Origin of the sequence: Salinirubellus salinus (assembly GCF_025231485.1) — an archaeon.
GTDB lineage: Archaea > Halobacteriota > Halobacteria > Halobacteriales > Haloarculaceae > Salinirubellus > Salinirubellus salinus.
The window spans coordinates 2,029,516-2,042,895 of the sequence record NZ_CP104003.1; the positions used below are offsets into that span (position 1 = coordinate 2,029,516).

The 13,380-nt window shown below is 67.9% G+C and carries 10 protein-coding genes; 6 read left to right on the forward strand and 4 right to left on the reverse strand.

Translation table 11 applies throughout. From position 1 onward, the window contains the following. Window positions 1-80: 80 nt before the first annotated feature. From N0B31_RS11065 to glmS, 3 genes are all read left to right on the forward strand, one after another. Entirely contained in the window at window positions 81-2,819 is a 2,739-nt protein-coding gene (locus tag N0B31_RS11065) for a COG1361 family protein (protein ID WP_260643928.1), read from the forward strand. Window positions 2,820-3,228: 409 nt separating this feature from the next. Continuing rightward, window positions 3,229-4,422 carry a bifunctional sugar-1-phosphate nucleotidylyltransferase/acetyltransferase gene (glmU, locus tag N0B31_RS11070; protein WP_260643929.1) on the forward strand — a complete coding sequence of 398 codons (1,194 nt, stop codon included), beginning with the start codon at window positions 3,229-3,231 and terminating at the stop codon, window positions 4,420-4,422. Further along, window positions 4,422-6,224: a glutamine--fructose-6-phosphate transaminase (isomerizing) gene (gene glmS / locus N0B31_RS11075; protein WP_260643930.1), complete on the forward strand. Its 1,803-nt coding sequence runs from the start codon at window positions 4,422-4,424 to the stop codon at window positions 6,222-6,224. The genes glmU and glmS overlap by 1 nt, the downstream gene beginning before the upstream one ends. 98 nt (window positions 6,225-6,322) lie before the next feature. On the opposite strand, the gene N0B31_RS11080 is transcribed toward glmS, so the two are convergent. Together N0B31_RS11080 and N0B31_RS11085 are read right to left on the reverse strand one after the other, a co-directional pair. Further along, the gene (locus N0B31_RS11080; RefSeq protein ID WP_260643931.1) at window positions 6,323-7,639 is read right to left on the reverse strand and encodes a glycosyltransferase family 2 protein; all 1,317 of its coding nucleotides are present in this window, start codon (window positions 7,637-7,639) and stop codon (window positions 6,323-6,325) included. Window positions 7,640-7,883: 244 nt separating this feature from the next. Next, a complete protein-coding gene (locus tag N0B31_RS11085; RefSeq protein WP_260643932.1) occupies window positions 7,884-8,858 on the reverse strand; it encodes an aldo/keto reductase in 975 nt (324 codons plus the stop codon). Between the two features lie 129 nt (window positions 8,859-8,987). Between N0B31_RS11085 and N0B31_RS11090 the strand changes: the two genes are divergently transcribed. The 3 genes from N0B31_RS11090 to N0B31_RS11100 all read left to right on the forward strand — a co-directional run bounded on the left by N0B31_RS11090 (window position 8,988) and on the right by N0B31_RS11100 (window position 10,563). Next, on the forward strand, window positions 8,988-9,437 hold the full coding sequence (locus tag N0B31_RS11090) for a universal stress protein (protein WP_260643933.1): 450 nt from the start codon (window positions 8,988-8,990) through the stop codon (window positions 9,435-9,437). A gap of 105 nt (window positions 9,438-9,542) precedes the next feature. Beyond that, the gene (locus tag N0B31_RS11095) at window positions 9,543-10,037 is read left to right on the forward strand and encodes an OB-like fold-containing membrane protein (protein WP_260643934.1); all 495 of its coding nucleotides are present in this window, start codon (window positions 9,543-9,545) and stop codon (window positions 10,035-10,037) included. Continuing rightward, window positions 10,030-10,563 (forward strand): metal-dependent hydrolase, encoded by a 534-nt coding sequence (locus tag N0B31_RS11100; RefSeq protein WP_260643935.1) that lies wholly within the window; start codon window positions 10,030-10,032, stop codon window positions 10,561-10,563. The genes N0B31_RS11095 and N0B31_RS11100 overlap by 8 nt, the downstream gene beginning before the upstream one ends. A 49-nt stretch (window positions 10,564-10,612) precedes the next feature. Here N0B31_RS11100 and N0B31_RS11105 read toward each other — a convergent pair whose 3' ends face one another. Both N0B31_RS11105 and N0B31_RS11110 read right to left on the reverse strand, forming a co-directional pair. Beyond that, window positions 10,613-10,864, reverse strand: coding sequence for a PGF-CTERM sorting domain-containing protein (locus N0B31_RS11105; RefSeq protein ID WP_260643936.1), 252 nt, complete (start codon window positions 10,862-10,864; stop codon window positions 10,613-10,615). Between the two features lie 91 nt (window positions 10,865-10,955). Further along, window positions 10,956-12,365, reverse strand: coding sequence for an ATP-binding protein (locus N0B31_RS11110; RefSeq protein WP_260643937.1), 1,410 nt, complete (start codon window positions 12,363-12,365; stop codon window positions 10,956-10,958). Between the last annotated feature and the right edge of the window lie 1,015 nt (window positions 12,366-13,380).

Consider the following 13,380-nt stretch of genomic DNA (forward strand, 5'->3'; position numbering starts at 1 on the left):
TTCGGCTACTCCTTGCAGGCGTGAACCGTCCCGATTAATCAGTCGAACACTATTCCGGGGCCCCTCGATGGTCGCCCATCGTGTCACCCTCCAGACCGGATCGCCGTACTGACTTGCTCGTCCAGGGGTTCGTGGTCCTCGCCGCCGGCCTCACCATCCTACTTCTCGTCGGCATCGGGATACCGGGCCTCGGTGACGCGGGGCTCGGTGGGGGACCTGACGACGGTGGCGATAGCGACCTCGCCGGCGGGCAGGGCGTCACGCCCGCCGGGAGCGCGGACGAAGGGAGCGAGAGCGGCGCCGTCACCGCCACGCCCGAGGCAGGCGCCACGGAGCGAGCCCCGACTGAGCGGCCGGAGACGCCGGCTGGACAGGTGGTGACGCCAACCGCCGGCGCGTCGCCGACGGCGACGAGCGGCCCACTGGTCGAACTCGAGCCCGACCCGAACGAGACAGCCACGCCGGGACCAACGGGGACACCGGAGCAGGTGACTGGGACACCGACGACCAGCGAGCCGACGGTGACGGCGACGCCCACGGCGACGGCGTCCGACGAGGAGCCTGAGGACGGCGACGAGCGGGACGACCGGAACAACGACGATAGCGACGACACCAGCGACACCGACGACACCAGCGACACTGACGACACCGACGATACCAGCGACACTGACGACACCGACGATACCAGCGACACTGACGACACCGACGATACCAGCGACACTGACGACACCGACGATACCAGCGACACTGACGACACTGACGACAGCGACACCAGCGACGACACCAGCACCGTAGACGTCTTCGAGTTCACCGACGCCGGCCCCATCGACCCGCGAGTCCGGCCGGGAGAGACGCTCAGGGTAGGCTACGAGGTCCACAACTTCGGGAACGAGACGACGACACAGCTCGTGGAGGCGGGGGTCGATACCGACGAAGACGGGACGCTCGAGGCCGACGAGGTCGTCCACACCGAGGAGGTGACCCTCGAGTCGGGCGCCGGGCGTGGAGTAGGGTTCGACCTCACCGTGCCCGAGTCGCTCGAGACCGGGCGCGAGGAGTGGGTGGCGGTCACGGGGACGCGACAGACGAGCGCGTCCCTCTACGTCTCGACGCCCGGCGACGAGTTCCTGATACGGGACGTCACCCCGGCCGATCCGATCGTCGCCGCCGGAGGGGCGTTCGCCCTCGAGTACGATCTCGAGGCCATCGGACCGAACGAGTCCACGCAGTCCGTCGAGGTCGTCGTCGACACCGACCGCGACGGTACGTTCGAGGCGAGCGAGGTCGTCGACAGTCGGGAGGTGACAGTCTCGCCGACCGGGAGTTCCGAGGCGGTGCTGACCGACATCACGGTGCCCGAGTCGCTCGAAGCCGGTGAGTACCGGTGGGTCGTCCGGACCGGGAGTCAGACGGCGGGGAACGCGCTCACGGTCGAGGCGACGGCAGGGGCGACCAACGCGTTCGAGTTCGCCGCGGCGAGCGCGAACAGCGACACGACCTACCAGTCACGCAGCATCGGGCTGGGGTACACGGTGGTCAACAACGGGAGCGCCCAAGGTGCGTCGGCGTCCCAGACGGTCGAGACGTGGGTCGACACCGACCGTGACGGGAAGTTCGAGGACGACGAGCGCGTCGACAGACGTCTCGTGAGTCTCGCGGCCGGCGAGCGCACGGACGAGGTCGCGGGGTTCGTGCCCCGGTCGATCGAGCCCGGCGTCTACGACTGGCAGGTGCGGACGGGGACGGTGACCGCCGGCGGCTCGTTCGAGGTGCTGGCGGACGTCGACTTCACCGAGACTGGGCCCATCGACCCGGCCGTCGAGCCGGGCGACTCGCTGACCATGGGGTACTCGCTCGTGAACAATCTGGACCCCGTGGGCGACCTGTCGGAGGAGGTGACCCGTGAGGTGGCGCTGGCCGTCGACTTCGGTGACGGCTTCGAGACCGTCGACTCGCGCGAGGTGACCGTCGCGTCCGGCCAAGAGGCGCCCGTCAGCGTCACGTTCGACGTGCCTGAGTCGACCGACCCCGGCCAGTACGAGTGGCGGGTGACGACCGGCTACGTCGAGGGCGGCAACTCGTTCACGGTCGAGGCGGCCGAGACGGACGTGTTCGACTTCACCCAGGCCGGGCCGATAGACCCGAGCGTCGAGCCGGGAGACTCGCTGACCGTGGGCTACTCGGTCGTGAACGTCGGCAACGAGACGGCGACACAGGAGGTGGTCCTCGAAGTCGACTTCGGCGACGGCTCCGAGGTGGTCGACTCCCGTGAGCTGACCATCGAGTCGAGACTCGAAGAGCCGGTCAGCGTCACGTTCGACGTGCCCGAGTCGACCGACCCCGGCCAGTACGACTGGCAGGTGACGTCCGGCAGCGCCGACGCCGGCAACTCCTTCACGGTGGAGTCGACGGCGACGCCGACGCCGACGCCGACCACGACACCGGCACCGACCGCCACTGCCACAGCGACACCGACGGCGACGCCCACCAACACGGCGACGCCGACCGGAACGCCGACGCCGATGCCCACCGAGACGGCGACGCCGACAGCCACTGCCACAGCGACACCGACGCCGACAGCCACTGCCACAGCGACACCGACCGGAACATCGACTGTGACGCCCTCGCCGACCGCGACGCCCTCGTCGACGCCTACTGAGACCGAGACTGAGACCGACACCGAGACCGAGACCGACACACCGACCCCAACCGAGACCAGCACGGACGACGGCACCGGGACGCCGACCGCGGCGGTCGCGCTGCTCGCGGGGGTGCCGTCGGTCTGGCTGTGGCGCCGCCGAGGTCGCCCACCCGGCTGAGTCCACCAGCCTCTGCTCGAGTGGGACGTTGTCCGGTCCCGCGTCGAGGCCGGTCACCTGCCGGGGGGCCGTCGGGTAGCACGAGACGTTCCGCGAGTCGATGGTCGAGGCAGAAACTGAACGGCGAGGCGACGAGACGACGATTCGACGCGAGAAATCGAGGCGAGCGAGCGTGCGGTGCAGCGTATCCGAGGTGTCGTGACAGGGGCGATACGAGGCTCTCCCAAACCCCGGTAGGTGGGCGGCTTCTGGCGGCTCCACCTCCGTTCTGTCTGTCGTTGGCACAGAACCTCAAGATTCGGTTAGCGTCCGACAACCGAGAGCAAAAGCCGACGGGTCCGCTGGAGGTAGATATGGAGAACATCCCACCGGGGGAAGAATTACGTTTACTCAGATTGTGGGTACCCCTATGATTCCCGACTGCGGCGTGGTCCTCGCGGCGGGTGAGGGGACCCGTCTCCGCCCGTTGACGCACAACCGGCCCAAGCCGATGCTGCCGGCGGCGAACCGCCCCATCCTCGAGTACGTCCTCGAGACGCTCGTGGACGCCGGGGTGAGCGAACTCGTCCTCGTAGTCGGCTACAAGCGCGACCGGGTTCAAGAGCACTTCGGCCCGACGTTCCGGGACGTCCCGATCCGGTACGTCGTCCAGGAGAAACAGCTCGGGTCGGGCCACGCGCTGTTGCAGGCCCGTGAGGCCGTCGACGAGCCGATGCTGGTCGTCAACGGCGACCGCGTCATCGAACCCGAGATGGTCCGTGCGGTCGCCGAGCGCTACGAGGCGACCGGGCGGGCGACGATGGCGGTGCTCGAACATCCGGAGGCCCACACCTACGGCGCGGTCCGGCTGGACGGCGAGCGGGTTGTCGAGCTCGTCGAGAAGCCGACGGCAGGACAGTACCGCCTCATCAACGCCGGAGTCTACGCGTTCGGCCCGACGATGTTCGAGACGGTCGACGAGACCCCCCGTGAGGAGGGTGAGCTCGGGCTGACCGAGGCGCTGGTGCGCCGCATCGAGGAGGGCATCCCCGTCGAGGGGGTCCTCGTCGACGGGCTCTGGGCCGACGCCACGTTCCCGTGGGACCTGCTCGACCTCTCGCGAGAGGTCCTCCGCGAGGGCCGCGTGAGCGAGGACGAGCGCCACCCCTCGGTCTACGTCTCGAAGCGCGCGCGGGTCCACGAGTCGGCCACCCTGCAGGGGCCGGTCGTGATCGGCCCCGACTGCGAGGTCGGGCCGGGGACCGTCGTCGGGCCGAACGTCGCGCTCGGGCGCAACGTGACGCTGGGTGCGAACTCGACGGTCGTGGGGAGCGTCCTCGACGCCGACACGCGCGTGGGGGCCGGCTCGACGCTGGTCGAGACCGTCACCGGACAGGACGTCCACCTCGGGGCCGGGACCGTCGTCGCCGGTGGGCCCGCGGACGTGGTGCTCGACGAGCGCGTCTTCCCGGGGCAGGATCTCGGCGCCGTGTTCGCCGACCGCGTCCGGGCCGCCGGCGGGGTCACGGCTGACCCGGGTGCGCTGGTCGGCACCGGCGCCACCATCGGGACGGGCGTGGTCGTGCGTGGTCGGATTCCCGCGGACGCGGAGGTGGTCCGCTGATGTGTGGGATCATCGGCTGCGTCGGGATGGGCGCCGAGACGCTCGACACGCTCGTCCACGGCCTCTCGAAACTGGAGTACCGTGGCTACGACTCGGCAGGCGTCGCACTCGCCAGCCCAGCCGACCCCACCGTCGAGATCGTGAAGAAGGCGGGTGAACTCGACAACCTCCGGACGGCGCTCGCCGACGGCGGCACCCCGGCCGGCACGGTCGGCATCGGCCATACCCGGTGGTCGACGCACGGCCCGCCGACCGACGGCAACGCCCACCCCCACACCGACGCCGAGGGGCGCGTCGCCGTCGTCCACAACGGCATCATCGAGAACTACCAGGCCCTGCGCGACGAGCTCACCGACGAGGGCGTCGAGTTCCGGAGCGACACCGACACGGAGGTCGTCCCGCACCTCGTCTCGCGGAATCTCGAGGCGGGGATGGACGCCGAGAGCGCGTTCCGCGACGCCGTCTCACGACTTGACGGGAGCTACGCGCTCGCGTGCGTCGTCGCCGGCGTCGAAGCCGTCTTCGTCGCCCGCGAGGACTCCCCGCTCGTCCTCGGCGTCGGGGAAGACCGGACCTTCCTCGGGAGCGACGTCCCCGCGTTCCGCGAGTTCACCGACCAGGTGGTCTACCTCGAGGACGGCGAGTTCGCCCGCATCGACGGCGACGGGTTCGTCGTCAGCACGGCCGACGGCACGGTCGTCGAGAAGCAGGTCCACACCGTCGAGTGGGACCCCGAGGAGACCGGCAAATCCGGGTACGACCACTTCATGCTCAAGGAGATCCACGAGCAGCCCCGCTCGCTCCGCCAGTGTCTGCAGGGCCGGGTCGACGAACTCGCCGGGCAGGTCACGCTGGAGGAGTTGCCGTCGCTCTCGCCCACCCGCGTCCACCTCGTCGCGGCGGGCACGTCGTACCACGCGGCGCTGTACGGCGCACACCTGTTGCAGGAGCGTGGCATCCCCGCCCAGCCGTTCTACGCCCACGAGTACGCGAGCTTCACGCCGCCGGGCGACGACGCGCTCGTCGTCGGGGTGTCACAGTCGGGCGAGACGGCCGACACGCTCGCGGCGATGCGCGAGGCCCACCGCCGGGGGGCCGACACGCTCGCGGTGACCAACACCGTCGGCTCGACGCTGGCGCGCGAGTCCGACCACGTGCTGTACATCCGCTCGGGTCCGGAGATCGGCGTCGCGGCGACGAAGACGTTCGCCTCGCAGTTGACCGCGCTCAACCTGCTGACCCTCTCCATCGCGGCGGGCCGCGAGGCGCGTGACGTCATCGCGTCGCTGCGTGACCTGCCCGGCGACGTGCAGGCGGTGCTCGACGACTCGAAGGCCGAGCAAGTGGCGTCGGCGTTCGCCGACAGCGACTCGTACTTCTTCATCGGCCGGGGGCTGCACTTCCCGGTCGCGCTGGAGGGGGCGCTGAAACTGAAGGAGATCAGCTACGAGCACGCCGAGGGGTTCGCCGCGGGCGAGCTGAAACACGGGCCGCTGGCGCTCGTCACGGAGAACACGCCCGTCTTCGCCCTCGTCACGGGCGACGGCGAGGCGGCTCGCAAGACCATCGGGAACGTCAAGGAGGTCGAAGCGCGCGGCGCGCCCGTCGTGGCCATCACCGACGGGCTGAGCGACGTCGGACGCTACGCCGACTACGTGCTGCCCATCCCCGAGAGCCACCCGCGCGTGGCGCCCATCCTCGCGAACGTCCAGCTCCAGCTCGTGGCGTACCACGTCGCGAACCAGCTGGGCCGGCCCATCGACAAGCCGCGGAACCTCGCGAAGAGCGTAACGGTGGAGTAGTCCCGCGGGGGACACGTCCCGGCCACCGACCGGACACGGTCCTCGACGGCGTATTCGGGGCGACGAACACAGGTCGCTGGACGACCGGACCCGCGTCGCTACTGCGCGTGGGTCTCGAGCGAGTGGAGGATGATGCCGGTGAACGCCGCGAGGATGCCTGCGAGCGCGAAGAACACCGAGACGACGGCCAGTCCGAGCGGGAACGACCCCGAGTTGAGGTAGTTCGAGAACGTGGCGTAGCCGAAGCCCAGTCCGACGAGTGTGCTGAGGACTCCCGGGATACCCAGCAGCATCACCGGGTGTTCGCGCTCGACCGTCCGGAGGATGTTCGAGACGATGTGGAGTCCGTGGGAGACCGGATTCTGCGTGTTCGCGTCCGCCACGTCGTAGTTGATGGTCGTCCCCACCTCCTCGATCCGGTACCCGTGCCGGTGGGCGTGGTAGAGGATGTCGGTGCTGGCACCCATCTCGTTCCCGATACTGTCGTCCTCGGCCAGGGAGACGATCGACCGTCGATTGTAGACGCGGAACCCGCTCTGTGTGTCCTTGATGCGCGACCCCTTCCGTACCACGCCGAGACTCAGGTTCGTGAGGACGTTCACTAGTCGGAGACCGACCCGACGGTAGCGTGGCAGTTGGGTCTCCGACCCCGGCCCGAACCGGCTTCCGATGACGATGTCGGCCTCGGTCGACTCCTGTTGGTCCACGAACTGGGGGATGTCCCCCGGGTCGTGTTGGCCGTCACCGTCCAAGACAACGAGATGCTCGGCTCCAGCCCGCTCGGCCTCGGCGAACGCCGTCTTCAGTGCGCCACCGTACCCCCGGTTCCGGTCGTGTTCGATGACCGTCGCACCCGCTGCCCGAGCGGTCTCTACGGTTCCATCGTCACTCCCGTCGTCGACGACGACGATCTCGTCCGCGTGCTCGCGCGCCTCGGTGACGACGTCGGCGATGGTCGCCCCCTCGTTGTACGCTGGGATGGCAACCAGCACGTCCGGGGTGCCCGTACTCCGGGGGTGGAACACGGGGTCGACGACGTACGCTCCGCTCTCGCTCACCGCGGCCTCACTCTCCTCGAGGTCGATGCTCAGGGAGAGGTCGTCGTACCGTAGCAGGCCGGGATACCCCGCTTCCCTGGCGGCGGTGCCGAGTTCGCCCCAGATATCCGTCTTCGGTCGAGCGGACGGCTCCACCGTGAGGACGGGAACGTCGAGGAGTCGCGCGAATTCGGCCCCTTCGACGTCCGGGGCCGTGGCCGCGATGATAAGCCCGTACCCCTGGTCGAGTGTCCGGAGTATCGCCCCCGCGACGAGGTTCCCGTTCTGACTGTCGGCGACGATACCGACTGCCGGTCGCTGTTTCGGCTGGTCTCCTGGTGCGACCTCCTCCTCATGTATCGTGCGAATTCCACTCATGGAGCCAGATGGGCATAAATTTCAACTTCCAGATATGTTGCTCACGACCAACTACCGGCCCAGAGTGTATTTCGAATGATAATAAATCCTGTTTCAGTAGCGAGGAGAGACAACATCGTGTGACTGTCATCGAGCGTGAACTTCTATGGCTCACCCTCCACTGCGCTACAGCGCTGGCGGTGGGTCCGATTCCGGCGGGACAGAACCAGTAGTAGTCCAGATTCCGGTGACGACGAGGGGTATCCTACCGGTGGCCCTTGACCGGCAGCGGCTCGTACGGCTCCTCGAGGTACTCCATATCGGCTCGCGAGAGGTCGACCTCGACCGCCTCGACGGCCTCCTCGACGTGCTCGACGCTCGTGACGCCGACGATGGGGGCGTCGACCCAGTCCTTGTGGAGCTGCCACGCGAGGGCGATCTGCGCCATCGAGACGCCGTGGTCCTCGGCGAGCTCGCCCACGCGTTCGTTGATCTCGATACCGCCGCCGGCGTCGTAGGGTCGGCGGTGGAGGATGGTATCAGAGCGCCCGCGCTTGGTGGCGCGGAGTTCGTCGTGCGACCGGGCGAGGAAGCCCTTCGCGAGCGGCGACCACGGGATGACGCCGAGGCTCTCCTCCCGACACAGGGGGAGCATCTCGCGTTCCTCCTCACGGTAGGCCAGCGAGTAGTGGTTCTGCATCGTGGCGAAGCGCTTGAGCCCGTGGCGGTCGCTGGCGTTGAGCGCCTTCAGCAGTTGGTAGGCCCACATCGAACTCGCGCCGATGGCGTGGACGTCGCCGCGGTGGACCGCGTCGTCGAGCGCGTCGAGCGTCTCCTCGATTGCGGTGTCGTAGTCCCAGCGGTGGATCTGGTAGAGGTCGATGGTGTCCATGCCGAGGCGGTCGAGGCTCCGCGAGAGCTCCTGCTCGATGGCGCGGCGCGAGAGGCCGCCGCTGCTCGGGTTCGACTCGTCCATCTCCATGTACACCTTGGTCGCGACGACCGGCCACGAGCGGTCGTACTCCGCGAGCGTGTCGCCGAGGATGCGTTCGGAGTCGCCGTAGTTGTAGATGTTCGCGGTGTCGAAGAAGTTGATCCCGAGGTCGATGGCCCGCTCGATTATCTCGTGGCTCTCGGCCTCGTCCAGCCCCCAGCCGTAGCGGCTGTTGCCGAAGCTCATGCAGCCGAGACAGATGCGGCTCACCCGCATCCCGGTCTCGCCGAGCGTCGTGTACTCCATTCGCCCGGGACGACGGGGGGCGAGGGCATAACTGTGGGCAGGACTCGGCGCGCTCGACCCGGAGCGTTCCCCGTCGAGCACCGCCGAGCGCCGCGGGGATTCAAGAGCCTCTCGGCCCATCCCCACGCCATGACGCTACTGGCACCGTACGACGGGTCGCCGCTCGCGCGGGCGGCGGTCCGCCGGGCGGCCGAGTTCGGCACGTTCCGCGAGGAAGGGGTGGTCGTCCTCACCGTCGTCCCCGAGGATGCCGCGTTCGCCGAGGACCGCGGCTGGGTCGACGAGGAAGCAGCGTACGACCCCGAGACGGTCGAGGAGCGACTCGAGGCGGAGGTAGCCGACCTCGCTCCGGACGCGACGTTCCGGGCCGAGCGGCCCGACCCGTCCGAGTCGCTCTCCTCGTCGACGCCCGACGACATCCTGCGGACCATCCGCGAGGTGGCCCGAGAACTCGAGGCGTCGGTGCTGTTCGTCGGGAGCGACAACGCCGACCGGCTGGCGGTCCCCACCGAGTCCATCGGCAGCCACCTCACCGACGACCCGGAGTACGACGTCTACATCGCCCGGACCGCCGAGTGAGCGACGAGACAGGGACGAGACGCAGCCGCCCGGCGGACACACTCTCTTGTGGACCTGTCCCTCGACACGGCGGAGTTTATATCTGGGACTGTCCTACACCGCTCGATGTCACGGTCCCCCCTCCTCCGCGCCGTCCTCCTCGTCGCCGTGCTGGGTGCACAGTTCGGCCTCCTCCTCTGGGGCGGGACCCTCGTCGGGAGCCTCGACGACCCCTACCCCAACGAGTACGCCATCGCGCTCGACTACGACCGACACGTCGGCCGCGAGGTGACGGTGACCGCGGAGGTGGTCTCGACCGACCCGCTCGTCGTCTACGAGGCGTTCCAGTACAAGGACGTGCGCCTGACCGTCGACGGGGCCGACGTGGACGCGAGCGTGGGCGACCGGCTGGTCGTCTTCGGTGTGCTCCAGCCAGACGGCCGTCTGGAGGCGGTACGGGCCTACACGGTCCCCGACTCCGGACTGCGCTACGCCTACACCGTCTCCGCGCTGGCGGGGCTGTGGGTGCTCGCCCGCCTCGTCCGGGGCTGGCGAATCGACACCGACGGCTGGGGGCTGGCCCCGCGCGAGGAGCGCGAGGGAGGTGCGCGCGATGCCTGACCTGCTCGCACACGCGCTCGCCGCGTACGCGCTCGGCACCGCCCTGTCGTGGCGTTATGACTGGCTCACGCCCGCGTACGTGACGGTGGCGATGGCGGGGGCGTTCGTCCCCGACCTGGCGAAGATCCGGCTGGCGGTCCACCAGTCCGTGATCGTCGAGGCCATCGGTCGACCGTTCAGCTGGGACCCGCTGCACTACCTCGGTGGTGTCGTCCTCTCGGTGCTCGTCGGGGTGCTCGTCGTCGCGCCCGGTGGCCGGCAGCGGGTGCGGGTGCTCGCGCTGCTCTCGCTCGGGGCGGCGACCCACCTGTTCCTCGACGCGCTGTTGCGCACGCCCAGTGGCCGAGCGTTCCCCGTGTTCTGGCCGCTGACGACGTGGCGCCCGCCGACGCCCGGGCTCTACCTGAGCACGGAGCCGTGGCCGACGCTGTTCTTCGCCGCGCTGGCGCTGGTCGTCTGGTACGTCGACCGCCAGCGCGGGCGGGCGGCAGCCGACCGGGCGGTGGAGGCGGTGGTGGACGACTAGTCGTCGGCTCGAAACGGGGGAGTGGAGGACGGGCGGCGACAGGGGTAGTTTAGCGGCGCCGAGCGAGCAGGAGCGTCGCGGCGAGCAGCCCAATCAGGGCGGCCACGGGCCCGAATCCGGGCCTGTCACCGCTCGTCGCGGTCGTGCTGGGTTGGGCGGTGGTCTGACGCGGCGTCACCGGCCCCGTCTCGGTCGCGGTCTCGCCGGCCTGGCGGAACAGGGTGAGCGCCTTGCGGGCGTCACCCCAGCGGTCGGCAGCCGCCCGCACGCCGTACTCGACGACTCGTCGGCGAGCACCCACTCGCGAAACGCCTCGTCGAGTCGCGGCTCGAGGATGGCGCGTAACCGATACCTCAACGGGGGAATCCTCGCGCGGTAGCGCAGGGAGGACGTCAAGCGGCCTGCGAGAGCGCCTCGACGACGTCATCGAGCGTGAAGAGCTGGAGGTCGTCACGACTGGCAGCTGCCTCCTCGATAGATGGCTTGAATCCACTCCGGCTGAACAGGGCGTACTCGTACTCCGGGTCGCCACCGTCTGACGGTGTCCAGTCGATGTGGGGAGCGTCGTCCTCCAGGCCAGCCAGGACGCCATACCCGAGCGGGCTGTTCGTGAACTTCGCTTCGCCCACCAGCAGCGTCGCGCCACTGGTCGGGGCGACGACGTCGACCTCCCGGTCCTTGTGCCACCACTGACCGGGCACCCGGAGAAGCTGCAGATCAGTGTACAGCGTCGGTACCGCCTCGTGACAGAGACGTTCGAACGTGTTGCTGACGAACGCCGGCAGCTCCGGCTCGATGAGGTCCGCGTACGCACCATCGCCGTAGAGTTCGTACTGACCTGCTCTGCCGTAGAGATATTTGAAGTAGAAGCGAAAGAGCGGGTCGCGGACCCGATAGCGCGTCGTCTTCGTTCGCGTCGGATCTGCCGTCACTGGATGGTAGCGTTCGATGAGGCCGAGCGTCTCCAAGCGGTCGAAGTAATAGGACGTATCGCGGCTGTCGATTCCGGCCCCCTGGGCAATCTCGTTGCGCGTTCGGTTGCCGCTCGCCATCGATTCCAGCAACGCGAAGAAGCGGTTGACCTCGGTGAGTTCCATCTGGAGTACCGTCTCGGGCTCGTCGTGCAGTGGGCCGTCGGCATCCAGCAAGAGGCGCTCGATGTTCTCGCCGAGAGTGAGCGAGCTGTCGAGCGGGGTGAGATACCGCGGGGTTCCCCCGAAGACACCGGCGACGAACACCAGTTCCTCGTTCGAATACCCGGGAACGAACTCCCGGAGCGAACGGAAGGGAAGCTCCTGGAGTTCGATCCTTCCGTTCGGTGTCTGCGAGACACGGCCGTACAGCGGTGCGCCACCGTCGAGGACGTGTTCGTGGATCATGCCGATTGCAGACCCCGTCAGGACGAGTGTCGCCCCACTCTCGTCGACCTCGTGGTCCCAGAGTCGCTGAATGATCGACGGGAGGCTCGCGTCCTGATCGATGAGGTAGGGAAACTCGTCGATGGCGACGACCGCGTCCTGATCGATGAGGTACCGGAGGAGTGGCTCCCACGCCTGGCGAATATCGGTAATCCCCGGATACACCGATTTGGCGGCCTCGATGAATCGGGTGAGCTGGACTGGTGGTGTCTCCTGCACTGCCTGATAATAGACGGCGCCCTCGCGGTCTTTGAGCGATTCGAGGACGAGGCTGCTCTTGCCGATCTGCCGACGACCGTACACGACTGCGAGTGCTGCCTGATCGCTCTCGTACAACGCTCGCAACCGGTGGAGTTCGTCCTCACGGTTGACGAACTGCTCCATATACTCTCTCGACGCCGAGTGCGCATAACCGTACCGATATTAGAAACTCATTTCGTAGAAATGAGTTTCGCAGAATTTCGATTCTCATATCTCGGTCGAACGTTCGAGCGCCTCCACATCGGGAGCCCGTGACGGCACTGTTTGGCGAACCTGGTTCCCCCGAGGTACGCGACGCCGAGCGAGTAGCGTCGCGACCCCGCCCCTCGAATTGTGCTGAACGAATATTCATTCAGTGAAATCGGGGTTGATCGTCACCACTCCCGAGGCGACGCTCACCGGCGACACTCGGCTCCGGGGAGGGGCGTCGATCGAGTCGAGCGGCACTCAGGACGCCAGCGTCAACGTCAGTCCATCCCCGCTGAACGAGCCCTTCGCCTTGCAGTGGCGCGAGCGACGCGAAGCGGATGGCTCGCAGGCAGTGACGGTTCGGTGCTTTCGGACGGAACAACGGGTCGATGGGGATGGGTGACATTCGAGCAGGCGAGCCGAATCCGAACGGTTGCCGATTCGTCGTGGCCCACCCGGTCAGGTACATGGACGAGACAGCAAGTCGAAGTTCCAAACTCCGTTTAGATGGCCATTGGTACCCATCTCAGGGCCTCTGACGCGAAACCGGCGTTTCCAATCTGCGATTCGGCTCCGGGAAGTTGTGCGTGTTGAACGGGTTTGGAGCGGACGAAAAGCGGGGACGACAAACAAATAGAACAGGCGAGAGAAGCGCTCTCGAACGCTCTGAGCCCCGATACCGGAACCCCGTTCGAGCGACAGAGAGCCCCGACTCGGCCCGACAGAGTTTCCAAACACGGTTGCCGTCTTGCGGTTTTGCCCGCTTCGCCCCCCGACTAGCGCCCACCTCGCCCTGCAGTCAAACGGGGTAGAAACCAGCATTCGACGTATAGAGCGCCTCTGCCTCTCGTTTCCATCTCGGTACCCCGGCACCCGTCTCTCGCTTCACCCCTCGTTTCAGCCCAATCCAAACACCGCTTAGACACCGTACCTCCCGGATAGAAACGCA